We start from the raw sequence: 22,234 nt of genomic DNA, 5'->3' as shown, positions 1-22,234 counted from the left end.
AGCCGCTTTCAGTTTAAAATTCTAACCAACTATAATTTCTCTAAGAACAAGCCCACATCATGACCATTTAAATGATGGGCTTCATATGCCTTTTCAGCATCTTTTACAATCTCAACACCTAATGTTTCCGACATGATATAGTCTTTATGTGTACGAATGCCTTGTTCAAATGCATCACCACATTTATAGTAGATTTTAATATTATCCATCATCTCATAATCGTTTGATTTTCTCATTTGTTGAATTCTAGAAATCATCTCTCGGGCATAGCCTTCGCCTATGAGCGTTTCCGTTAAATTCGTGTTCAAGATGATAAAAATATTATTTTCCATCTTTACGGTGAACCCTTCTTTAGCAGTGATGTTGATTAAAACATGTTCACTTGAAAGCGTAAAAGGTACACCAGCAACTTCAACTTCAAACGATTCGCCACCTTCAAGTCTCATGGCATATTCTTGAGGATCAAAACCAGCGAGCACTTTTGAAAACGCGCCCATATCCTTCCCCAAGATTGGACCAAGGACTTTAAAATTAGGCTTGAGTTGGAAATTCATATATTCTGGCAAATCCGTCGTGAAAACCACTTCTTTAACATTGAGCTCTTCCATGATCAGCGGCACAAGATCTCCAATTAAAGCTTCGTGCTTACCATCCACAACGACGTTTTGAATCGGTTGACGCACCTTTATTTTAACGGATTCTCTCGCTGCACGTCCAAGTGTCACAAGATCTCTTACGAGATCCATTCTATCTTCAATACGTTTATTGATAAGCGTTTCATCTGCTTCTGGATAGTGGCTCACATGAATAGAGACTTCACCGGTCAAGTTTCTATAGATTTCTTCCGTTAAAAACGGTGCAAAAGGTGCCGCAAGCTGACAAACCGCCACAAGCACTTCATAAGTGGTATTGTACACAGATTGCTTGTCTATCGATAACTCTGAATCCCAGAAGCGTCTTCTCGAACGTCTGATATACCAGTTCGATAAATCTTCACTGACGAACTCCTGAATTCTTCTAACCGCTTTCGTTAAATCAAACACACTTAAATCGTTGTTGACTTCTTTTATCAAGGTATTTAACTTTGACAAGATCCATTGATCGAGCTCAGGTCTGTCTTTAGGTGCCACATTAAAAGTACTGACGTCAATCCCATCTGTATTGGCATATAAGGTAAAGAAGTTATAAACATTTTTTAAGGTTCCAAAGAATTTTGAGTTGACCTCTGTAAGACCATCCTCGTCAAATTTTGTCGGTACCCAAGCTGGTGAAACATATAAAAGATACCATCTCACAACATCAGCGCCGTATTGCTCTAGTAAGTTAAACGCATCTACTGTATTCCCTTTTGACTTAGACATCTTTTTGCCGTGCTTATCCAAAATCAAATCATTAACCAATACATTTTTATAAGGAGAAACACCCATAACAAAAGTGCTGATGGCAATTAATGAATAGAACCATCCTCTAGTTTGGTCAATCCCCTCACAGATAAAATCTGCTGGATAAAGGGATTCAAAGTTTTCTTTGTTCTCAAATGGATAGTGATGTTGCGCAAACGGCATTGCACCACTGTCAAACCAACAGTCAATGACATCAGGCACTCTGTTCATCACACCATTACACTTTTCACATGTTAAATGAACATCATCTACATAAGGTCTGTGAAGTTCAATGGACTCATCAATAGCTTCTATTGCACGCTCTGCAAGTTCTTTTCGAGAACCCACACTTGTCAAATGACCACAGTCACACTTCCAAATATTCAGTGGTGTGCCCCAGTATCTGCTTCTAGAAATTGCCCAGTCATTGAGGTTCTCAAGCCAGTTCCCGAATCGCTTTTCACCCACATAATCTGGATACCAGTTAACGGAATTATTATTTGCAATCAACTGGTCTTTGAGTTTAGTCATCTCGATGTACCAGCTCGGTTTTGCATAATAGAGCAGTGGCGTCTTACATCTCCAGCAATGCGGATAATTATGTTCCATTTTTTGCTTTCTATAGAGAATGTGTTGCTCAGCAAGCCAATTGACGATTTCTGGATCTGCATCCATTACAAATTGACCCTTCCAAGGGGTTAAAGTATATTTCCCCTCTTCATCTACTGGCTGTAAAACGGGTAAATCATAGCGAACACCTGTGTTGTAGTCATCTTCACCAAAGGCAGGCGCTGTATGAACGATACCCGTACCATCATCCACCGTCACATAATCGGCACACGTTACAAAAAATGCTTTTTTATCAACGGGAACAAATGGCATGAGTTGTTCATATTCCATATACTCTAAAGCCTTCCCCTTCATTTCTTCAAGGACTTCATATTCACCTTCAAGAACACTTGGTGCAAGATTTTTTTCTACATAGTATATTTCCCCGTTGCTTTTAACTTTTACGTAAGTCTCATTTGCATTTACGGTCAGCGCGACGTTAGAAGCAAGCGTCCAAGGTGTTGTCGTCCAAACGAGGAAATACTCATCTTTATCTTTGACCTTAAATTTCACATAAACCGTTACTGTTTTAATTTCTTGATAGCCCTGTGCAACTTCATGTGAAGCTAACCCTGTACCACATCTAGGACAATAAGGTAATATCTTATGGCCCTCATAAATAAAATCTTCCTTGAAGAACTTATCTAAAATCCACCACTCTGTTTCAATGTAGTTGTTTTCAAGTGTGATATAAGGGTTGTCTAGATCGATTAAATAGGCCATCTTCTTCGTCATCTCACGCCACGCATCTTCGTACTCAAATACAGATGCACGACATTGATGATTAAAATTCTCAATGCCATACGCTTCAATAGCGGTTTTATCATTGAGATTTAATCTCTTTTCAACTTCAATTTCAACAGGTAAACCATGAGTATCCCATCCAGCCTTACGTTTTACCTGATAGCCTTGCATGGTTTTATACCGACATACAGCATCTTTAAGGGCACGTGCAAGCACATGATGAATCCCTGGTTTACCGTTAGCTGTTGGTGGACCTTCAAAGAAAATAAACGGTTTTTCGCCTTCTCGGCTTTCCACACTTAATTTCAGCAGATCAATTTCTTCCCAGTAACTTCTGACGCTACCTTCTGCCTCAGCGACTACTTTTTTGTCGAGCTCTTTATAACACATATCCATCATCCTTCCTTATCTTAACTTGATCCATTAATTTACATAAAAAATCCCATAGTTCATAAAAACTATGGGACGACTAAGCCGTGGTACCACCCAAATTACAGATCACAAAAACAATGAGATCATGTCACTCAATAATGATAACGGTATTATACCGATTTAAACTACTCACTAGAGCTTTCGCATAAATAGCTATGGCCGATTTTCAATAACACGCTCTATCAGTTCACACCATCCACTGACTCTCTTAAAGTTTAATGTTATTTACTCTTTCCAATCTTTGCTTTGTTTATGAAACATTTGACCTTAATTATAAACGAAGTTGAAATTTCAGTCAACAATTTTATCTTTTATCACACCATGCCTATTTTATCTTTTATCACACCATGCCTATTGTTTTTTTATCACACTAGATCTCTTTCACCTGAGATTCCATAAGCTGAAGTTGACTTTCGAGGAGCACTTTAAACCTCGTGTTAAAACTCATAAATTCTTGTTTGGCATGTTCTTGCCGCTTAATGATGTTGATCACTTCGGTATTGGCATCTGTAATCACCTTCTTTGCCTGATCATCCGCTTTTTCAATCCTATATTGCGCTTTGCTCTCAGCCGTCCTTATGATATCCTCAGAAGTCTTTTGCGCCAAAACCATGGCATCTGTAATGGTTTTTTCCATCGTTTTAAAATGCTTGAGTTCTTTTTCAAGCTCATTGATCCTTGCTGTGGTTTCTATGTTAACATGTATAAGCGCTTCCATACTCTTGACGATCTGCGCCATGTATTCCTCAACTTCAGTTTCATTATAACCTCTAAGGCCTTTAGAAAAGTGCTTATTTTGTATATCAAGTGGTGTTAACATAAATTCATCCCCCTTATTTGAGACGCTCTACTCTCTAGTAGTATTATAACGCAATCATACGTCTTTATGATGACTTCAATATGTCATTTTCATAACAATTTTTATGAGGGGCTCGTAAACATAATGCGAATTCGATCCTTTTTTGTAATGCCCTCAACAGCACTGACTGTAAATCTACCAAACCCTCGAACAGATATCAAATCACCTTCAGAAATCTCATATGAAGTAGAAGTAATAGGTCTATAATTCACTTTTACTTTCTCAGACTGAATCCATTTTTGAGCTTCACTTCTAGAAAAATTATAAAAGGCAGCAATGACAGCATCGAGCCTTAAAGATTTTACCGTATCCTGTTTGATATGAACAGGTCTTTCGATCTCCTGAATCTCTGCATTTTCTTTAATGCGTCCTCTAACCGAAGCTCTGCCCACTTTTTCTAAACTCATGAGCACATAATCACATAAATCACGTTCTAAGAAAATGATAAAATAAGATTCAAAAATCAAGATATCTCCTGTACGATCTCTATTGATCCCAAGTCCCATAAGCGCCCCTAGAACATCTTTATGTTCAACCGTATAATATTTTGAGGCAAATGTAAACTCTAAAGCTAGGAAACTCAACTGCGCTTTAGAAGGCTCTAAATAATCAGGCGTTATTAAAAATTTTACTCTTTCAGCACCTTCAAAGCCACCCCACTTGATAAAGCGAAGTTCTGAACTCGCCTTTAAAATCGTTTCCAGTCCAAAGGCAATGTCTGGTGAACAAAATAGGGTTTCTTGTGCTTCATAATACTTTTCTGCCGCTTCTATTTTCTCAAGTCCTTTTAAAAAGACACCATCCTTATCAAGGAGGTGTCCAAAGTGTTTTAACCCATTTTCTTTGTTCATTATTTTAAGCCTACAACCAGGTATGAAAGAAATTGGATTAACAACAATGCTACCAATGGACTGAAATCAATCATATTTCCACCTATATTTAGTCTAAAAAGCAATTTCCTAACAGGACTCAATATAGGTTCAGTCAAATTAATCAAAACTTTCATAAAAGGATTATTGGCATCCCGTATAAACCAAGAGAGCATTGCTCTTGCAAAGATCATATACATGATCACTTGTAAAAAGTAAAAAATAGTGACGCGTAATTGTATCATAGTCTTATTCTCCTATTCTTTAAGCCATGAGCTAATCGTACTCTCTGTCTTGTTAACAGTTGTATCGCCAGTGATGTCAACATTTTGAGGCGCTAAAACAAATATCCCCTTAGAAACCTGTTGGATGTGTCCATCAAGTGCATAAAGCGCACCTGAACAAAAGTCAAAGATTTTTCTAGCCAAATCTTTATCGAGTTCTGAAATATTCATGACCACAGGACGTCTGCTTTTTAAAGTATCTACGATTCCCGTAGATTCTTCAAAACTCTTAGGATGGAAAAGGACCACATTCATCTGTGCATTCGAATGAATATTGAGAATTTTGTTACTTGTTTTTATGGTGTTCATGGATTTTTGAGTGTTTTCTGAGATGGCATTAACGGGCTCTTCGCCATCAAGATCATCCCGCTTCATCTCACTGTAAAAATCCTCTGCTGCATAATCTTCTTCCTCTTGGGAGTCAACACCCCAAAAGAATTTGATCTTATCAATAAATTTATCACCCATAGGTTCCTCCAAAATGAATATTATTTTGCTGGATACGTTCTCTTTCCAAAAATCTTTGTGCCAACCCGAATCATCGTTGCACCTTCTTCAATCGCTATTTCATAATCACTTGACATGCCCATAGAAAGGTGTAATGGTCTTACATTAGGGTAGGGCGCATTATTTAAATCATCAAACATTTTTTTCATGAATTTAAAGTCATCTCTCAATAGTTCTGGTTTTTCTACAATAGGTGCAATATACATCAAGCCACATATTCTTATATGGGTCAATGGAGCCATTGCTTTAAGCAACACTTCAAGTTCAGAAGGCTGAATTCCAAATTTACTGGCCTCATCTTGAATATTAATCTGGATTAAAACGTCCTGAATTTTATGAATCTGTCCAGCTCTTTTATCAATTTCAACTGCGAGTTTTAAACTGTCTACAGAATGAATTAACTCAACTTTATCAATGATATATTTTACCTTATTAGATTGCAAATGTCCAATCAAATGCCAGTTTACGCCTCGATTGACATCCTCATACTTTCTTAAAATTTCTTGGACTTTGTTCTCAGCAATATCCGTAATGCCATATTCTATTGCCGCATTCATCACATCAGTTTCGTAAGTCTTCGTGACACCGAGTATAGTAACCGTATCAATAGATCTGCCCGTCTTTGCGCACACCGATTTGATCTTTTCCTGAACGCTTTTTATATTTTCATTTAAATAAGAATACATTCAACACCTCAAATCTAATTAATTCGATCGCCTTCTTTATATTTTGCACCTTCTCTGACAACCTCTTGATTTGCCTTGATACTTCTCACTAGACCTAAAGTAGCATCATAAAACTGTTCATTGTAAACGACCGCATAATCCTCATCATATCCGATTACTTTTACAGGTACAAATCGTAAGGTGCGATCCATTTCTACTACATAGACACCGTTTTGATTATTGTATGATAAAAGTGAGTCCGTGTGTAATTTCAAACCTTGATAATTTTGTCTTGTAATTTCACAGCCTACAACCCTTTGATCAAAATATTGATCAAAGGCTTCAGAAACCCTTATGACTGCAATGGCATTGTCCGTACTGACAAAAACATCATAAACTTGACCTTCTATCTCTTCTGTATTAATTTTAACTTTTACTTTAGAGACATTTTTGTAAGTTTCAACTTCTTCTTTATCGATTAAAACCACTAAGTAACCCGTGGCATGATCGACAATTTTAAAGACAGGGTCACCTGAGTTCACATGGTCACTAGAAACGCGTTTGGATGCAATATTAAGTGTGTCTATTTCATCATAATTGATATTGTAAATGTTATCAATAGTAAATACGTCCTCATATCCATCTAGTTGGTAAGTCAACATGCCACTTGCTGGTGCTGTTACAACTAAAGATTGACCCTCTTTTAGAGTGCCTGTACCCACTGTTTTTTGAGTATAACTGGTGGTCCTGTTGGCTAAAAACTTATTCTCGCCCTCAAGTTTTTCCCGCATTTCAAGCTTTAAAAGCAAATCTCTCTTAAGCGCAGGGATTTCTTGATAGGTCTGATTCTTTATGTTAAAAATAATTTGGTCTTTTAAATTCATAATATCAAATTCCAAAACATTATAATTGTATTCTAAATTACTTTGGGTGGCTTGTGGGGTATCTCCACTTTCAACATTAGGTTTGGACGCATTTGTCACATTTCCATTGTTATACAGTTCTACAACGGGCTCTCCTTTAGCGACGATTCTCTCCTCTTCCGCTAAAAAACTAATATCGCCTGATGTGTTCGTTTTCACCACCATTTCATTCCGAAAAACAATCGCTTGGTATTGATCTTTGAGGTCCAAATCGCCATATGGCACCAAGTATGAATTTTGCTCCTTATAAAAGAGGTCTAAACCCAGCTTTGCTAAAAAGAATATAATCACACCAATCAAGGCTAAACTGACGATGATCCTGCCATAATGAGGTCTTTTTTTTCGAGCTGATTTTTTTTTTGCCATCTACCCATCCACCTTTAAAAGGATCATTCCCAATGATCAAATCCCTTAGCGTATTCATCAATTTCATGTTTCTTTTGTCTAGACATCAAACTATTAACTGCAACTCTAGCATCCTTACCTTCATAGAGGACTTTATACAACTCTGTGGTAATTGGCATCTCTAGATCAAACTTAATCATGAGATCATATGCTGATTTTACAGTGTATGCGCCTTCAACTACCATACCAATTTCCTCTACCGCTGCCTCAAAAGAGTATCCCTTACCCATTAAAATACCACATCTTCGATTACGACTATGCATACTTGTACAAGTGACAATCAGATCCCCAACACCCGCAAGACCTCTAAAGGTTTCCATTGTGGCACCCATTGCGGTCCCTAAATAGGCAATTTCATTTATGCCCCTAGTGATCAATGCTGCTTTTGCATTATCCCCATATCCAAGACCATCGCTGATTCCAGCACCAAGTGCAATGATGTTTTTAAGAGCACCACTGATTTCAACACCGACTACATCTGGATTGGTATAGACTCTGATATAATCATTTGAAAAGAGATCTTGAACCCTTTCAGCAGCCTTTCTAGAGCTTGAAGCGGATACAAGTGCAGTCGGCAATTTTTGTGAAACTTCTTCAGCATGTGAAGGCCCAGATAAAGTGACAAATGTCTGCTCTGGCAACAGTCTCTGTGTGATCTGAGATATGGTTTCAAGCGTATTCATATCAATGCCTTTTGAAACATTAATCAGCATGACTTCTTTACGGATAAAACCGCCCTCGATAAATATTTCAAGTGTTTTTTGATATTGCTGCGAGGGCACTGAAAACAAAATAATTTCTGCCCCCTCAACCGCAGTTTTTATATCCGAAGTAAACTGTATCGATTTGGGTATTTTTATATTTTTAAGGTATTTTTCGTTCATACCCGTTTGATTGATGATATCTATTTGACTCTGATGCCGTGCCCAAACACAAACTTCATGACCATTTTCGTTCAAAACAAGGGATAATGCTGTTCCCCAGCTCCCAGCTGCAACAATTGCTATTTTCAAATTACGCCTCCATTTTAAACACTTCATACGACTTCCATTATAGCACAAAACAAACCATTCATAAACTGCTATAAATCATTAGTTTCTGCCAACAAGGAGCCGAAATGTTTTGTCTGTCCTTTACGGTTAAGCGAAAACGGGTCTGACAAAAAAAATAGAATTGACCTCTATCTACACCAGATAAGTGTTAAATTAAGTCAATTCCGTATGAATTCATCCAAGCCTTTACTCAGTTCGCTTCGCTATCTTCGCAACCCTTGCGCAATCCATTCGGATTGCATTCAGTGGGAATCCAAACTCCCACTGAAATAGGAATATGAACCTTCACTTCTCAAAGTGGGGGACATCTCCTCAAAGGTTATACTTTTTAGGTTAAAAGGACGTCCGAAGTGCTCAGCAATTCCACCTGTTCATTGTAAACTCTATAATTCACAGACTCAATGACAAAGCTAGGGTCTTTGGAAAAATTGCTATGAGCGTCGCTAATCAAGGTAACTGGCATATTTGCGCTAAGTGCACCATAAACGGTTGATTGCACACACCCATGAGAAATAACGCCTGTCACATAGATATGATCTACCTTTAAGGTTTCAAGTGTCTCTATAAACTGCATTTCACTGAAGGCATCACTTCTAAACTTATCAATTAAGGTATCGCCATCTACGAAATGCATTTCTGAAAGCAATTCCCACTCCTTTGTACCTTTCATAAGTAAAAATTCACCTGTAAATCGTAAAAATACAACAGGCTGTTTATGTTCATGAAAATGATCAATAAGTTGATTAATATGCTTTATCAGTCTTTCGCTTTCATATACCTTTACAGATTTATTAAATATCCCCCATTGCATATCAACCACTACCAAAGCTCTCATAATAGCTCCATCTTAAGTTAATCTAAGCTTTATCATATAGTATGACGACACCATATCCCTCTGGATCTCTAAAAAGCTTTCCACGTTCTTCCCAAAATGGATTTTTGGGTGCAAACTCCAAATATTTTTCTTTAGTGAGTCTCTCAAGTGTTGAATTATACTTTATTTCATCCTCATATTTGAGAATGATCAAATCATCTTCATCTACTACATGTTTTGGCAACTCACTTGATTTTGTAAATTCCATTTCCCAATTGCATTGATTGCAGCCTACAATAATACCGGTGTAATCATTGTGGTCTTTAAACTCTGAAATCACTTTTAATCCAAGTAAATCACAATAGAAATGCATTAAAGGTTCCAATTCTTTTGCATGTCTTGCGAATCTTAAATTCATGCCTTCACCTCTTAAAAATTAAATTCTCATTTGTTTTTTTGTGTAAAACTGACGCTCATACATAATCATACTATAAATTCTAGAAAACCACTCAACACCGAGTAGCGATCCTGAAATTCCCAAAAAAAGATAATACATTATGGTTCGAATTCTGATAGAAAATAAGAACAAATAGACAGCAGTGAGCATGAGTATTCTCAAACTGTACAATACGCTATTTATAGGTTCTACTTGTGTATAATAGGCTTTGATATCTTCCATCTGCTCGACATAGCACTCATGATGATAAGCTTTTGGAAGCGATAAATGATGTTTTTTTGAGACCGTTAATTCTGATCTGTTTGTAATTGGTTTTCCACACTGTTCACAAATTAATAGATTCATAATGACACATCCCATCTTAAATAACATTATTGTTTGTTTATATTTTAACATTATTTTTAGAATCATGTCATGATATTTCAGAATATTGCGTTAATATTTTCATTATTTGTTAGTGTGTCTTTTTCTGAATCCTCAATGCCTTAATCATCCTCGTCCTCATTTTCTTCATCTTCATCATCTTCATCTTCATCATATTCATCATCGTACGCTTCATCATCTTCGTATTCGCTTAAAGGATGATCCCACCAATCGCGATCCTCTTCTTCACTTTCTTCACTGTAATCATCGTCATCGCCATATAGCTCACTATCATCACCAATTTCTATTCTCAATCGCTCAGTTAGGTCATTAAATCGCAACATAAAATCGCCTCCCTAATACTGCTTTATTGCATCAAAGCGTATACTCAGTCCGCTTCGCTACCTTCGTAACCCCTTTGCAATCCCTATCGGATTGCATTCAGTGGGCGTTTAGACTCCCACTGAATTAGGAATATGTCCCCCACTTCTTAAAGTGGAGGACATCTCCCCAAGGGTTATATACCCAATTTTGATCTGAACATCACAAAAAAGCTGATCTCACAGAATACCATACTTTATACCTAAGGGTAAATATGATAATGGGGAGATCAGCTCTATAATTACAACTATTCGCCTCTTTGCTTAACTTTGAACACAATCGGCGTTCCTTCATAATTGAAGTTCTTTCTAATTTGATTTTCAATATAGCGAATATAAGAGAAATGTGCCAATTCTTTATCGTTGACGAAGAGCACAAATGTTGGCGGTTTGACGCCGCCTTGTGTTGCATAGTAAATTTTAAGTCTTTTTCCCTTGTCAGAGGGCGGTTGATTTAACGCCATCGCTTCATTGAGAATATCATTGAGAACACCTGTAGAAATTCTGAGCGCATTATTATTAACCACATAAACGGCTTGTTCTAAAAGTTGTGTAACACGTTGACCTGTAAGTGCTGAAACAAACATGACCGGTGCATACATCATATAAGCAAGTTCTTCTCTCACGCGCATCTTAAATTCATTGAACGTGTGATTGTCTTTTTCGAGCAAATCCCACTTGTTCACAACGATTACGATACCTTTACCCGCTTCATGTGCATAGCCGGCAACCTTTTTATCTTGATCTGTAACCCCTTCTTGAGCATCGATCATGATAAAACACACATCTGAACGTTCTATCGCGGCAAGCGCTCTTAACACACTGTATTTCTCAATAGATTCATTGACTTTAGATTTACGTCTGATGCCTGCAGTATCAATCAAGACATACTTTTGATCATTGTAAGTGAACGGTGTATCGATCGCATCACGCGTCGTACCTGCGATCTCAGATACAATAACTCTATTTTCACCGATGATTTTATTGACCATTGAAGATTTGCCTACATTGGGCTTCCCAATAAAACAAATTTTGATGGCATCTTCTTCCTCTTCAAGAAGCGTATCCTCAGGAAACAATTTGACCACTTCATCTAGCAAATCACCAAGGCCCATTGCATTTACAGAAGAAATCATGAGGGGCTCGCCGAGCCCTAAATTATAGTAATCATAAAAATGATTTGGTTTATTAAAGACATCAATTTTATTGAGCACCAAGACAACAGGCTTCTTTGAAACTCTGAGCATCTGAGCAATTTCCTCATCAGCACTTGTATAGGAAAACTTGCCATCACATAAATAAATGATAACATCTGCTGTATCGATTGCGATCTGTGCTTGATCTCTCATTTGAGATAAAATTACATCTGTAGATGAGGGTTCAATCCCACCAGTATCAATAAGTGTAAAGTTATATCTTAACCATTCACACTCAGCATATACACGGTCCCGTGTAACGCCTGGTGTATCTTCTACAATGGAAATTCTCTTCCCTGCAATTCTATTAAAAAACGTGGACTTCCCCACATTTGGGCGGCCTACTACCGCAACAATTGGTTTTCTACTCATTTTACTTACCTCCATACAATATGCTTTCAACGAAATCGATTCCCAGTTCACCGACTTTGACAACAGGTTTATGATAATGTGTTTCAAGGTCTGTGATGGAACAATCATCTAACATCACATCTTCTTCTGCTCTAAACATAGAGACTGGTAATAAAATGGCATCACAATGCTCTGCGCTTAAAACTTGTTTCTTTATATCTGTACCTGTGACGAGTCCCGCCACAGTTATACGCTCTCCAAAAAATGCATTCTCAATCTTCACAACATCTATCTTAACTTTTGGAAACACTGCCATTACAGACTCTGCTAAACTTACTAAACAGGGATATGCAGCAACGCCTGTAAGGATTAAGACGCGTCTAGAAATCCCCATGTTATAACGATTTGATGCCAAAACGGCACGCACTTCATGATCTAACTTACGAATCATGCCCACACCATCTTCATGTTGTATAAAAGCTTCATAAGCTTCATAAGGCGGAAACGGTACACCCGAAAGCAAATAGAATTCATCCGCAAGAAAAGCGAAACGCGTTCCAATCTTTTTAAGCGCAATCTCCTGAAAGGGATGCACAATATCGATGACTTGCTTTGATGTCACATCATCAAACCCTTGCATTTCGATTAAACCTTTTCTGTGTTTTGTGAGTCCAATGGGCACAATAGCTACACTCTGTAGATTTCCACCTAATGTTATGAGCTCGCCAAGTGTACGACTGAGTTCATCGCCATCATTGTAACCTGGACACAAAACGATTTGGGCATTGACCACAATCCCATTGGATGTTAATTTTTCAAGGCGTTCCATGATATTGCCTGCAAATCTATTGCCCAACATTTTTACCCTGAGTTCTGGATTTGTCGTATGCACAGAAACATTGATAGGACTAATTCTATATTCAATAATGCGTTTAAATTTGTCTTCATTTAAGTTCGTTAGCGTCACGAAATTCCCTTGTAAAAAAGACAATCTCGAGTCATCATCTTTAAAATATAGAGTTGATCTCATATTGGGGGGCAATTGATCAATAAAACAGAAAACACAATTATTAGAACAACGCGTTGCATCATCAATAATTGGATTTTCAAATTCAATGCCTAAGACTTCATCAAATTCCTTATCAATTTCAAGTTCCCAAATCTCACCCTCTTTTTTTTGAATCTCAACTACGATAAACTCATCGTTTGTGAGATACATCAAATCTATGATATCAACCACTTTTTTATTGTTAATGCTCAGTAAAATATCTCCCGATTCTATTTCCATCTCTTCAGCAATTGAACCTGGAAGTATTTTTTTTATCTTATTCATATAGGCCTTCCCATCATAACACAATCTTCTACCATACAATCTAATATTGTAATATAAAACCACTCAAAGTGCAAATGAAACTTTCGCAATGCTTTATTTTATGAGTTGACACAGTTGACTCATCGACCCTCGTTTGCCACCGTTCGCTTTTCTGTGAGAGTGGTACAAATCGCTCTCGCAGATCGTGCAGGCTGGATTTATTTCGATTCGATCACTTTGAAGCCCATTTTCTAAGAATATGAGTTCATTAGCCTTTTTCAAATCGATAAAATACTTACCACTTCCCTTTGATTCAAAGAAGTGCATCATTTCACGTTCTGAAAAATATGCTTTAAAAAGTATTTTTACAGGTTCATCTACCTCATAGCAACATTTACCCGCAGACTGACCGATACCTGCTAAAAAATTCTTGGCTTCACTCTGATAATGGTACTTCATCTCTTTTATAACATCGTCAGCAATCTTGTTAGAAGTTCCACGCCATCCACTATGAATGATGGCTATTGCCTCATTTATAGGATCATAGATATAAAGAGGCACACAATCTGCATAAAACGTCATCAGTATCACATCTTTGCGTTGAGTCATGAGTGCATCTGTATCAGGGCTAGAATAAAGTTTATATTCAGATAAAGCGGTTCCTTTAACTTCAATTTGCTCAAGTGATTCAAAATCTGTATTTTCATCTATTTTCAGAATATGGTTGGAATGTGTTTGCCTTGTGGCAATGATGATTTTACCTGTTAGTCCCAGATCCTCTATGGCAATTTTAACATCTTTACAAGCGGTCTCAAATTGTGTTTCATTATAAAAATTCGTATTCATACCCCCATAGACCCCTTGACTGACACCACCAGTTCTATCTGTTATGCCTAAACTTAAAGGGTATCCTTTTAATTGTTTAAATCTAATCATTTTTTCATTATATGCTGCTGCAAATTTCAGCACACACTCCTTTTGAGTCTATTTACCTCCATAATCATATCATAGATCCATACGCATCCAAATAAAAAAGTTTACAGCCAACATTGTTTTAGGAATACAATGTCGATCATAAACTTTTTTTGATTACAGGTATTGGGTTGGATTTGTCAACCATTCAAAGCTTATCATTTATCATTCTTAAAGCCTTGTTTTTTAAGGACTGGTTGAACCTTTGGAAAATAGACACTTTTATAAATATTAGATGTCGTTACACTCCAATTGACCTCTTGTTCACGTCCAATTGCCTTTAAATAAGGTCTCATTTGTTCATCATAGAGATCAATGGCTTCTTTTAAGCCTTCTACTTTATATTTTTCGTCAAATTTAAAAGTTTCAAAGGGCATTCTTGGTTTTTTGTGTGAGCGGTCTTTTGGATAACCCACTGCAAGCGCCGCCACAGGGAAAGTATACTCTGGTAGCTCAAGTAATTCGATCATCAATGCAGGATCTCTACGAATCCCGCCAATGGGTACAATGCCAAGGCCAAGTGACTCTGCTGCAATAATAGCTGCCCCCATGTTCAATCCCACATCAACAGCGCCAACCAAAGTGCCTTCAACACTTTCATGAATCACTTGTTCCAGATTATTTTTCTGAGCCCCTAGATGCGTCTTATAAAAATCTGTTACGAATACCATTAATACAGGGGCATCATCCACCCAGGTTTGACCACCAGCAAGCTCTGCAATCTTAGCTTTTTTGGCTTTATCTTGTACCACAATAACTGAAGATTGTTGTCCATTAATTGAATTTGGCATCGCCTGAGCCGCTTTTAAAATTTCATTGAGTGTCGCTTCGTCAATTTGTTTATCTAAGAAGTTTCTGATAGATCTGTGATCTTGTATGGTTCTAATTGTTTCATTCATAGTACGCCTCCTTGAATTATCTCTTTGTGTTTCACTTTTTCTGTTCAGACTATTTTTCTATAAAAATTATCTGTTTTTTCACTAAAAATCTTCTCCCGCATCACCTAATTTTGAAAGCAATTTATTAGCGATTACAATGAATTGTTCCGTTTCTTGTTCTGTCAAAATATCTTTGTATGCGCTGTGCAAATTATCCCAAGACTTGACGATTTCAGCTTGTAAACTTTCGCCTTTTTCAGTCTTAAAGATTAAAACATGCTTACCTTCAGATTTTCGACTTATAAGATGCTTTCTCTCCAATTTCTCAACGAAACGCGTAATCGTTGAAGGCGTCAAATGCAACAATTCTCCAAGTTCTTTTTGGTGAATTTCACCGTTCTGGTTAACAAGATTTAGAAGAAATGCATGGCTTGGTGATAGGCCCGTTTTAACAAAAGATTCATCTGCTATCTTTTTGAATGTCCTTGCCAACTTGGTAGATGAAAAAAATAAACAACTCTCCAATTTGCAATTATGTGTGTTTGATTGACATGTTTTATTCAAAATAACCACCTTCACTTGTTTGTGCATACAACTATATAGAAAAAACATTCTTCTGTCAACCTGAAATGGCTTAAAATATAAAAAGTCTCATTTATAAAATAAAAGCCCTATCCCACGATTTGCCTAAAAGCGAATCGTGAATTAGAGCTTTTGCAAACTATTTGTGAATCATCATTGTCCGTCGAAACTTTGTTTCACCTGACCCGTCCTCGTCTAACCGCTTAGAGCAGGTTGAACACTCCTGCCTCTAAGCTGGACGAAGACTAATGATTTATCCATTCGTCTTTTCGTTCAATAATTTAGTGAGTTCTGTTACAAATGTATTGATATCTTTAAATTGTCTGTAAACTGAAGCAAATCTCACATAGGCCACTTCATCAAGGTCTTTAAGACCTGACATGACAAGTTCGCCAATCCACTCAGACTCAATTTCTTTTTCCATTGAACTGTGTAATCTCGTTTCAATTTGATCAATCATATGCTCCATCTGTTCCATAGAAACAGGACGCTTTTCACAAGCTCTTATGATGCCATTCAACACTTTCATTCTATTATAAGACTCTCTATTACCATCTTTTTTGACAATGATAATTGGGATTTCTTCAATTTTTTCGTAAGTGGTGAATCTTTGTTTACAGTTGATGCATTCTCTTCTTCGTCTGATTACATGACCATCATCCGTTGGTCTAGAGTCGATGACTTTAGATTCAAGACTGCTACAATAAGGACATTTCATACATTCCACCTCACCATTTATTTTTGTATTACCCGATCTAAAAAAATATTAATCATTGTCCTTCGAAACTTTGTTTCGCCTGACCCGTCCTCGTCTAACCGCTTAGAGCAGGTTGAACACTCCTGCCTCTAAGCTGGACGAAGACTAATGATATTAATCAAAGCGTATACTCAGTCCGCTTCGCTGCCTTCGTAACCGCTCCCGAATTTTTCAGATCTCCAAGCTTTGGCTCCTTACTCAGTCCGCTTCGCTACCTTCGTAACCCCTTGCTCAGTCCGCTTCGCTGCCTTCGTAACCCTTGCGCAATCCTATTGGATTGCATTCGTAACCCCTTGCTCAGTCCGCTTCGCTGCCTTCGTAACCCTTGCGCAATCCTATTGGATTGCATTCAGCGGGCGCGCCCGCTGAATTGGGCCTACGGCCCTCAAGGGTTATATAAATAAAACCTTGCGAGAAGCAAGGTTATCTTTTTTTCCTTAAAAATGTCGGGATATTAAAGGTGTCGTCTTCATTCGTTTCAGCTTCAACTTGTTGTACTTTTACAGGTTCTGTTTTTACAGATTTGGCTTCAACTTTGGGTTCGACCTTAGTTGTTTCAAAGCCGGTTGCAATTACAGTTACTGTAATTTCGTCTTTTAAAGATTCATCAATAACAGCACCCATAATGATGTTTGCATCTGGATCTGCTTCTCTGTAAACAAGGTCAGCCGCTTGTTGGATTTCCATCATACCTAATGATTTGCCACCACGAATATTAAGCAATATGCCTTTTGATCCCCTTATTGAAGTTTCAAGTAATGGGCTGTGAATTGCTTGATTCGTTGCGTCGATCGCCCGATCGTCACCACTTGAAGAACCAATACCCATATGTGCAAGACCTTGTTCGAACATAATCGTTTTAACATCGGCAAAGTCAACATTAATAAGTCCGGTCTCAGTGATTGTATTTGAAATACCTTGAACCCCTTGTCTTAAAACATCATCTGCAATGGTGAACGCATCTAAAATAGAAGTTCTCTTTTCAACGATTTCAAGAAGACGATCATTTGGGATCGTAATAAGTGTGTCCACTTTACGCTTTAACTCCTCAATGCCCTCTTCAGCATGTTTCATTCTTCTTTTACCTTCAAATGAAAACGGTTTCGTCACAACGCCAACCGTTAAAATACCCATTTCTTTAGCGATTTCAGCAACGATAGGTGCTGCACCTGTACCGGTTCCACCACCCATACCCGCTGTGATAAAAACCATATCCGCACCTTGAAGTGCTTGATAAATATCATCTCGGCTTTCTTCAGCAGCTTTTTTACCCACTTCTGGATTTGCGCCAGCGCCTAAACCTCTTGTTAATTTTTCGCCTATTTGTAACTTGTATTCTGCAGCAGAGCTGTATAATGCTTGCTTATCTGTATTAATCGCAATAAACTGAACGCCTTTAAGATTGGATTTAATCATTCTGTTAACAGCGTTATTACCCCCGCCACCAACACCAATTACTTTAAGCTGGGCAAATTCTTCAACAGCAACATCAAATTCTAACATGAAAATCCTCCTTTTCCCGCAAAGTAATAATTATAGGTGTTTACATCTCGTTTCTCTATCTAATAAACCGTACGAATTTCTATATGATTTAACAATGCTAATACTCAGATGTAAAATTGTAAAACCATAAGCATTTATCAATATCTATTGTCTAAAATACCTATAAGTCTACTACATATAGTATATACTCTTTTAAGTTTTTTGGGAATATTTTTTTTCAAAAAAACGCATTTTTTTCGTATTTCCAACAGCTATAGGACTTATTTCTTATGCTTTTCTCTACTTTTAGCCCTATATCGATCAATTGAATAGCGTCTTATGCTACCCATATTGTTAAAAAGTCGCGTACCAAAGACAAAAATGGCCGCGTAATAGATTGGAACACCTAGCTTGTCTCCTAGATATGAAAGGGCAATCGCCAGTAATGCGTTTACGATAAAACCTGTAATGAATATGACACTATCAAATTTATTTTCAAAACTAGATCTAAGTGCTCCAAGAATCGAATCTATTGCCGCCAAAATACCGACAGAAATATAAAGTGAAGAAATCGTTGTAAACTCAAATGGAATATAAATACCTATTAAAATCCCTAAAATTATACCCATAATTGCAATTATCATTTTGACCTTCCTTTACTGAATCACATATTGATTTGCCATAGTACCATCATATGCAGGTATCAACACATTGATCGATGTGTTGACCTCTACAAAGACCCCCCATTTTCTGAGACTCTCGCTGTAACTTCCTGGTGCATTGATTGCACTCTCAAGATATTTTCTATCGCCTATCGCTTTAATCACAAAAGGCACTGCAAACACTTGATCATTGATCTTAATAGTCGGTCCAGTACATTGAATTTTTGATTTGTTAAAAATAACGCGTTGACCATTGATTGAAATTGCCTCAGCTCCCGCATTTCTCAAATCATCCACCATGGCTCTGATATCGAGATCATGAACAATGACGACATTTGGATTTTCATTTTCATAGAGTTCTCTTGTGCCATCTGTGACGATGATTACGATACCTGGTCCTTCAACCGTTGTAAGGCCCGCCGCTTTTTGTGTGTTTTCAATTTCAAGTTGCAAAACACTCTCGTAATCTATACGGTTATCCGTTCTTGCTGTATCAAATTCATCAATTTTAACTTTTAAACTATTCGCTTTTTCTCTGAGTTGAACAAGCTCTGCCTTTTGGCTTTCCAGTTCTATACTGTTGGCATACATCTCTTTTATCGACATGTATTTATATCCAGAATTCACAGCTCTAAATTGCATTGCGGATAAGATTCCTAATAAAATCGTTAAAGCGAACACGGTCTTTTGAAGTGATGTTAATTTCATGGTTTCACCTTTCTACTTAATCGTATTGGCATACTTAAATTTTAATGTGCCATTGAAAGCTGGAACTTCAATATTTTCAACTGTCTTTACCTCTACATAATAACCTTTTTCCCTTAAGCTCTCAATAATTCCAAAGCGCAGATTCAAAGCCCCATCCATTGTTTTAGAATTGCCGATGGCCTTTATGACAAATGGCGGGGATACTGGAATCGTATTGACATTCATCTGCGAACCTGCTAACCTAACTTCCGTGCTATTGATCACACGTTGTTCATTGATGGCAATTGCCTCAGAACCTGCTGAATTGAGTTCATTCAAGAGTTCCAAAATCAATTTGTAATCATAGGCTATATTGAGTTCAAGTCCATAACTGCCATCAGTTGGCGGATTATCAATCGTCACTAAAATACCCTGTCCGGCTACTTTTGTCCTGCCTGAAAATGCCTTGAATTTATTGAGTTCATCTGTGAGGTTTTTTACAATTGCACTTTCCTCTGAAGCTGAACCTTGAATATCTTCAAGTTGTTTCTCCAAATTTTCAACTTCTTCGATAAGGGCTTCTTTTTCCGCTTTCACCGCAGCCATTTCATTGAGAATTTCAGTTGTTTTCTGAGTTGGGGTTGATCCATTTAAGTATGTCCCCTGAATAAACTTCATCTGAAAGGCTATGAATATGCCTAGAATGATACTTGCAATCCCAATCCATATTTTGTCCGTTTTCATTATCTACCTACTCTCCAAATGGTTTATAGACGGGTAATCCATCAGTACTGACATCGATCACACCATCCGTAATGCTATCCTTTAACAATGCCTGATAAATTGAGGCAAAAGCGTTAAATCGCATTTCCATATTTTCACCATTTCCAAATTTTACAGTTATGTTGCCAATTTTTATTTTAATATTATTATCTTCATATTCAATCATTTTATAGTAATTAAATGCACTTTGATTCATGAGTTCAATTAGATCTACAATGTTTTCAAGCACATATTCTTGCCCAACATCAATTTTTTTACCAGTAGAAAACCCGTTAAACATAAAGCCTTCGACTGTATACCCATCTCCTTCATCTTCTAACACTTTCAAAACATCCAAATTTCGATCAAGAGATAAAACAATGTCTGAGTATTTTAAATTGAAATAGTGTGTTTTATAGGTTAGATTAAAAATAACCTGATCCGGAAAATTTCGATTGACCACGACCTCTTTGACAAAAGGATGCTTAAGCAAGCCCTCTCTGGCTTTTTGAAGATTAACTTTCCAATAAGCATCCCCATAATGAATATCAGAATACCTCTGAAGCTCATAAATATCAAGTTCTTCACTTTGATTGTACAATATTACTTTTACTGTTAATAAATCCGTTTGAAAAACGAGATAGTATCCTCCAAAACAAATAATGCCTAAAAGTATAATCCACTTGATTTTCTTCATTCAAAAGCACTCCACACCCTTATTTATATTTCATGTTCTTTTAGCAATAATGCAATTTCATTTACAATCGCGTCAAGCGGCTTGATGTGCTCGATTTTGTCACAATTGCTTCTCATAATTTCAAGTTTGGAGGGCGCCTCATAAAAATCCAATATCATATGTTGCATCAGTTCTGTGTTTAAATCCTCTTCTTTGATGATAATGCCCATACCATTGCGATCTACTACTTTTGCATTGTAAAACTGATGGTTATTGGCAACATTCGGAGACGGTATTACAATTGCTGGCGTCTTTGCTGCAATAATCTCATTTATGGTAGAAGCTCCCGCTCGCGAAATAACCAAGTCCACTGCATTGAGGTAAACTGGCATTTCTTTCATAAAGCTGATCAGTTTAAAATTCTTACCCACGGTGTATTGGCCCGTTTTTATCTTTTCATTTATACTTTCAAAATAACGATTGCCAGACACATGAAAAACTTTGATTTTAGGATAATCCACTAAGGCGGCATAGGTTTCCATCATTACTTGATTTAATTTTAAAGCCCCATTGCTGCCACCAACTGTCATTAAGACGAACTCATCGTTTGCAATCCCAAGTCTTTGCCTTGCATAATCTCTACTCACTGTATGAAAGCTTTCAAGCACAGGCAAGCCTGTGAATACCACTTTCTCTTTATGTTTGAAATGCAATTTTGCCTCTTCAAAAGTAACGAGTATACGATCCACAAAACGACTCAAAATTTTATTGGTCATCCCTGGAAATGCATTCTGTTCATGAATGACGGTTGGGATGCCCATGAGTGCACCAATCAGCACTATAGGGCCGGCAACATAACCACCCGTTCCGATGATGAGATCAGGTTTGAAGCGTTTGATTTCCCTTTTGGCTTGAAAAAGCCCTTTTATTAAAACACCTAAAGCTTTAATCGTCTTTGGCGAAATTTTCTTATTGAGGGGCGCCACATCGATTTGTCTAAAGGCAATCCCTGCTTTGGGCACAATATCCTTTTCCATCCCAAGCTTAGCGCCCATGTACAAAATTTCAACACCTTTGTATTCTCTTTTTATCCGTTCTGCGATTGATAGCGCTGGATAGATATGGCCTCCAGTGCCGCCACCTGTGATCATAACTTTCATAGATTTTCTCCA

The 22,234-nt window shown here is 37.3% G+C and carries 24 protein-coding genes and 1 other annotated feature; all 24 genes read right to left on the bottom strand.

Annotated elements, in window-relative coordinates; genetic code table 11:
- Positions 1-29: 29 nt before the first annotated feature.
- Positions 30-3,125: an isoleucine--tRNA ligase gene (gene ileS / locus F3D3_RS16250; RefSeq protein ID WP_069875579.1), complete on the bottom strand. Its 3,096-nt coding sequence runs from the start codon at positions 3,123-3,125 to the stop codon at positions 30-32.
- 68 nt (positions 3,126-3,193) lie between these two features.
- Positions 3,194-3,418: a binding site (T-box leader), on the bottom strand.
- Between the two features lie 119 nt (positions 3,419-3,537).
- On the bottom strand, positions 3,538-3,987 hold the full coding sequence (locus tag F3D3_RS16245; protein WP_069875505.1) for a DivIVA domain-containing protein: 450 nt from the start codon (positions 3,985-3,987) through the stop codon (positions 3,538-3,540).
- 101 nt (positions 3,988-4,088) lie between these two features.
- A complete protein-coding gene (locus F3D3_RS16240) occupies positions 4,089-4,877 on the bottom strand; it encodes an RNA-binding protein (protein ID WP_069875504.1) in 789 nt (262 codons plus the stop codon).
- Positions 4,877-5,140, bottom strand: a complete 264-nt coding sequence (locus tag F3D3_RS16235) for a YggT family protein (RefSeq protein ID WP_069875503.1) — start codon at positions 5,138-5,140, stop codon at positions 4,877-4,879. Before F3D3_RS16235 ends, F3D3_RS16240 begins: the two co-directional genes overlap by 1 nt.
- A gap of 12 nt (positions 5,141-5,152) precedes the next feature.
- Positions 5,153-5,647, bottom strand: a complete 495-nt coding sequence (locus F3D3_RS16230) for a cell division protein SepF (RefSeq protein WP_069875502.1) — start codon at positions 5,645-5,647, stop codon at positions 5,153-5,155.
- Between the two features lie 20 nt (positions 5,648-5,667).
- Positions 5,668-6,372: a YggS family pyridoxal phosphate-dependent enzyme gene (locus F3D3_RS16225; RefSeq protein ID WP_069875501.1), complete on the bottom strand. Its 705-nt coding sequence runs from the start codon at positions 6,370-6,372 to the stop codon at positions 5,668-5,670.
- Between the two features lie 14 nt (positions 6,373-6,386).
- A complete protein-coding gene (locus tag F3D3_RS16220; RefSeq protein ID WP_069875500.1) occupies positions 6,387-7,640 on the bottom strand; it encodes an HlyD family efflux transporter periplasmic adaptor subunit in 1,254 nt (417 codons plus the stop codon).
- A gap of 23 nt (positions 7,641-7,663) precedes the next feature.
- Positions 7,664-8,692: an NAD(P)H-dependent glycerol-3-phosphate dehydrogenase gene (locus tag F3D3_RS16215; RefSeq protein ID WP_304456024.1), complete on the bottom strand. Its 1,029-nt coding sequence runs from the start codon at positions 8,690-8,692 to the stop codon at positions 7,664-7,666.
- 367 nt (positions 8,693-9,059) lie between these two features.
- Positions 9,060-9,566 (bottom strand): cysteine hydrolase family protein, encoded by a 507-nt coding sequence (locus tag F3D3_RS16210; RefSeq protein ID WP_069875498.1) that lies wholly within the window; start codon positions 9,564-9,566, stop codon positions 9,060-9,062.
- A gap of 22 nt (positions 9,567-9,588) precedes the next feature.
- A complete protein-coding gene (locus tag F3D3_RS16205; protein ID WP_069875497.1) occupies positions 9,589-9,963 on the bottom strand; it encodes a VOC family protein in 375 nt (124 codons plus the stop codon).
- An 18-nt stretch (positions 9,964-9,981) separates the two neighbouring features.
- Positions 9,982-10,347: a hypothetical protein gene (locus F3D3_RS16200; protein WP_069875496.1), complete on the bottom strand. Its 366-nt coding sequence runs from the start codon at positions 10,345-10,347 to the stop codon at positions 9,982-9,984.
- Between the two features lie 140 nt (positions 10,348-10,487).
- A complete protein-coding gene (locus F3D3_RS16195) occupies positions 10,488-10,709 on the bottom strand; it encodes a hypothetical protein (protein ID WP_069875495.1) in 222 nt (73 codons plus the stop codon).
- Between the two features lie 284 nt (positions 10,710-10,993).
- A complete protein-coding gene (gene der, locus F3D3_RS16190; RefSeq protein ID WP_069875494.1) occupies positions 10,994-12,313 on the bottom strand; it encodes a ribosome biogenesis GTPase Der in 1,320 nt (439 codons plus the stop codon).
- Position 12,314: 1 nt separating this feature from the next.
- The gene (locus F3D3_RS16185) at positions 12,315-13,625 is read right to left on the bottom strand and encodes a DUF512 domain-containing protein (protein ID WP_069875493.1); all 1,311 of its coding nucleotides are present in this window, start codon (positions 13,623-13,625) and stop codon (positions 12,315-12,317) included.
- A 93-nt stretch (positions 13,626-13,718) separates the two neighbouring features.
- Complete coding sequence (gene pgeF / locus F3D3_RS16180; protein WP_175438409.1) at positions 13,719-14,540, bottom strand: peptidoglycan editing factor PgeF; 822 nt, start codon at positions 14,538-14,540, stop codon at positions 13,719-13,721.
- A gap of 194 nt (positions 14,541-14,734) precedes the next feature.
- Positions 14,735-15,475, bottom strand: coding sequence for an NADPH-dependent oxidoreductase (locus F3D3_RS16175; protein WP_069875491.1), 741 nt, complete (start codon positions 15,473-15,475; stop codon positions 14,735-14,737).
- An 81-nt stretch (positions 15,476-15,556) separates the two neighbouring features.
- Complete coding sequence (locus tag F3D3_RS16170) at positions 15,557-16,018, bottom strand: MarR family winged helix-turn-helix transcriptional regulator (protein WP_242877157.1); 462 nt, start codon at positions 16,016-16,018, stop codon at positions 15,557-15,559.
- 271 nt (positions 16,019-16,289) lie between these two features.
- Complete coding sequence (gene nrdR, locus F3D3_RS16165) at positions 16,290-16,754, bottom strand: transcriptional regulator NrdR (RefSeq protein WP_069875490.1); 465 nt, start codon at positions 16,752-16,754, stop codon at positions 16,290-16,292.
- Positions 16,755-17,216: 462 nt separating this feature from the next.
- On the bottom strand, positions 17,217-18,296 hold the full coding sequence (gene ftsZ / locus F3D3_RS16160; RefSeq protein WP_069875489.1) for a cell division protein FtsZ: 1,080 nt from the start codon (positions 18,294-18,296) through the stop codon (positions 17,217-17,219).
- A 260-nt stretch (positions 18,297-18,556) separates the two neighbouring features.
- The gene (locus F3D3_RS16155; protein WP_069875488.1) at positions 18,557-18,919 is read right to left on the bottom strand and encodes a small basic family protein; all 363 of its coding nucleotides are present in this window, start codon (positions 18,917-18,919) and stop codon (positions 18,557-18,559) included.
- A 12-nt stretch (positions 18,920-18,931) separates the two neighbouring features.
- Positions 18,932-19,645: a DUF881 domain-containing protein gene (locus tag F3D3_RS16150; protein ID WP_069875487.1), complete on the bottom strand. Its 714-nt coding sequence runs from the start codon at positions 19,643-19,645 to the stop codon at positions 18,932-18,934.
- Positions 19,646-19,657: 12 nt separating this feature from the next.
- Positions 19,658-20,368 (bottom strand): DUF881 domain-containing protein, encoded by a 711-nt coding sequence (locus tag F3D3_RS16145; RefSeq protein WP_069875486.1) that lies wholly within the window; start codon positions 20,366-20,368, stop codon positions 19,658-19,660.
- Positions 20,369-20,375: 7 nt separating this feature from the next.
- Positions 20,376-21,083, bottom strand: a complete 708-nt coding sequence (locus F3D3_RS16140; RefSeq protein ID WP_069875485.1) for a cell division protein FtsQ/DivIB — start codon at positions 21,081-21,083, stop codon at positions 20,376-20,378.
- Positions 21,084-21,106: 23 nt separating this feature from the next.
- Positions 21,107-22,222, bottom strand: coding sequence for an undecaprenyldiphospho-muramoylpentapeptide beta-N-acetylglucosaminyltransferase (gene murG, locus F3D3_RS16135; protein ID WP_069875484.1), 1,116 nt, complete (start codon positions 22,220-22,222; stop codon positions 21,107-21,109).
- Between the last annotated feature and the right edge of the window lie 12 nt (positions 22,223-22,234).

It is taken from the genome of Fusibacter sp. 3D3, assembly GCF_001748365.1.
GTDB lineage: Bacteria > Bacillota > Clostridia > Peptostreptococcales > Acidaminobacteraceae > Fusibacter_A.
Note: the sequence above shows the minus strand (reverse complement) of the source record. Positions and strands in the feature narration are given on the sequence as shown.

What these genes read in the sequence shown, in the direction of transcription:
- ileS (WP_069875579.1), bottom strand. Translation starts at nt 3,125, where the DNA reads ATGTGTTATAAAGAGCTCGACAAAAAAGTAGTCGCTGAGGCAGAAGGT.
- F3D3_RS16245 (WP_069875505.1), bottom strand. Translation starts at nt 3,987, where the DNA reads ATGTTAACACCACTTGATATACAAAATAAGCACTTTTCTAAAGGCCTT.
- F3D3_RS16240 (WP_069875504.1), bottom strand. Translation starts at nt 4,877, where the DNA reads ATGAACAAAGAAAATGGGTTAAAACACTTTGGACACCTCCTTGATAAG.
- F3D3_RS16235 (WP_069875503.1), bottom strand. Translation starts at nt 5,140, where the DNA reads ATGATACAATTACGCGTCACTATTTTTTACTTTTTACAAGTGATCATG.
- F3D3_RS16230 (WP_069875502.1), bottom strand. Translation starts at nt 5,647, where the DNA reads ATGGGTGATAAATTTATTGATAAGATCAAATTCTTTTGGGGTGTTGAC.
- F3D3_RS16225 (WP_069875501.1), bottom strand. Translation starts at nt 6,372, where the DNA reads ATGTATTCTTATTTAAATGAAAATATAAAAAGCGTTCAGGAAAAGATC.
- F3D3_RS16220 (WP_069875500.1), bottom strand. Translation starts at nt 7,640, where the DNA reads ATGGCAAAAAAAAAATCAGCTCGAAAAAAAAGACCTCATTATGGCAGG.
- F3D3_RS16210 (WP_069875498.1), bottom strand. Translation starts at nt 9,566, where the DNA reads ATGAGAGCTTTGGTAGTGGTTGATATGCAATGGGGGATATTTAATAAA.
- F3D3_RS16205 (WP_069875497.1), bottom strand. Translation starts at nt 9,963, where the DNA reads ATGAATTTAAGATTCGCAAGACATGCAAAAGAATTGGAACCTTTAATG.
- F3D3_RS16200 (WP_069875496.1), bottom strand. Translation starts at nt 10,347, where the DNA reads ATGAATCTATTAATTTGTGAACAGTGTGGAAAACCAATTACAAACAGA.
- F3D3_RS16195 (WP_069875495.1), bottom strand. Translation starts at nt 10,709, where the DNA reads ATGTTGCGATTTAATGACCTAACTGAGCGATTGAGAATAGAAATTGGT.
- der (WP_069875494.1), bottom strand. Translation starts at nt 12,313, where the DNA reads ATGAGTAGAAAACCAATTGTTGCGGTAGTAGGCCGCCCAAATGTGGGG.
- F3D3_RS16185 (WP_069875493.1), bottom strand. Translation starts at nt 13,625, where the DNA reads ATGAATAAGATAAAAAAAATACTTCCAGGTTCAATTGCTGAAGAGATG.
- pgeF (WP_175438409.1), bottom strand. Translation starts at nt 14,540, where the DNA reads ATGATTAGATTTAAACAATTAAAAGGATACCCTTTAAGTTTAGGCATA.
- F3D3_RS16175 (WP_069875491.1), bottom strand. Translation starts at nt 15,475, where the DNA reads ATGAATGAAACAATTAGAACCATACAAGATCACAGATCTATCAGAAAC.
- nrdR (WP_069875490.1), bottom strand. Translation starts at nt 16,754, where the DNA reads ATGAAATGTCCTTATTGTAGCAGTCTTGAATCTAAAGTCATCGACTCT.
- ftsZ (WP_069875489.1), bottom strand. Translation starts at nt 18,296, where the DNA reads ATGTTAGAATTTGATGTTGCTGTTGAAGAATTTGCCCAGCTTAAAGTA.
- F3D3_RS16155 (WP_069875488.1), bottom strand. Translation starts at nt 18,919, where the DNA reads ATGATAATTGCAATTATGGGTATAATTTTAGGGATTTTAATAGGTATT.
- F3D3_RS16150 (WP_069875487.1), bottom strand. Translation starts at nt 19,645, where the DNA reads ATGAAATTAACATCACTTCAAAAGACCGTGTTCGCTTTAACGATTTTA.
- F3D3_RS16145 (WP_069875486.1), bottom strand. Translation starts at nt 20,368, where the DNA reads ATGAAAACGGACAAAATATGGATTGGGATTGCAAGTATCATTCTAGGC.
- F3D3_RS16140 (WP_069875485.1), bottom strand. Translation starts at nt 21,083, where the DNA reads ATGAAGAAAATCAAGTGGATTATACTTTTAGGCATTATTTGTTTTGGA.
- murG (WP_069875484.1), bottom strand. Translation starts at nt 22,222, where the DNA reads ATGAAAGTTATGATCACAGGTGGCGGCACTGGAGGCCATATCTATCCA.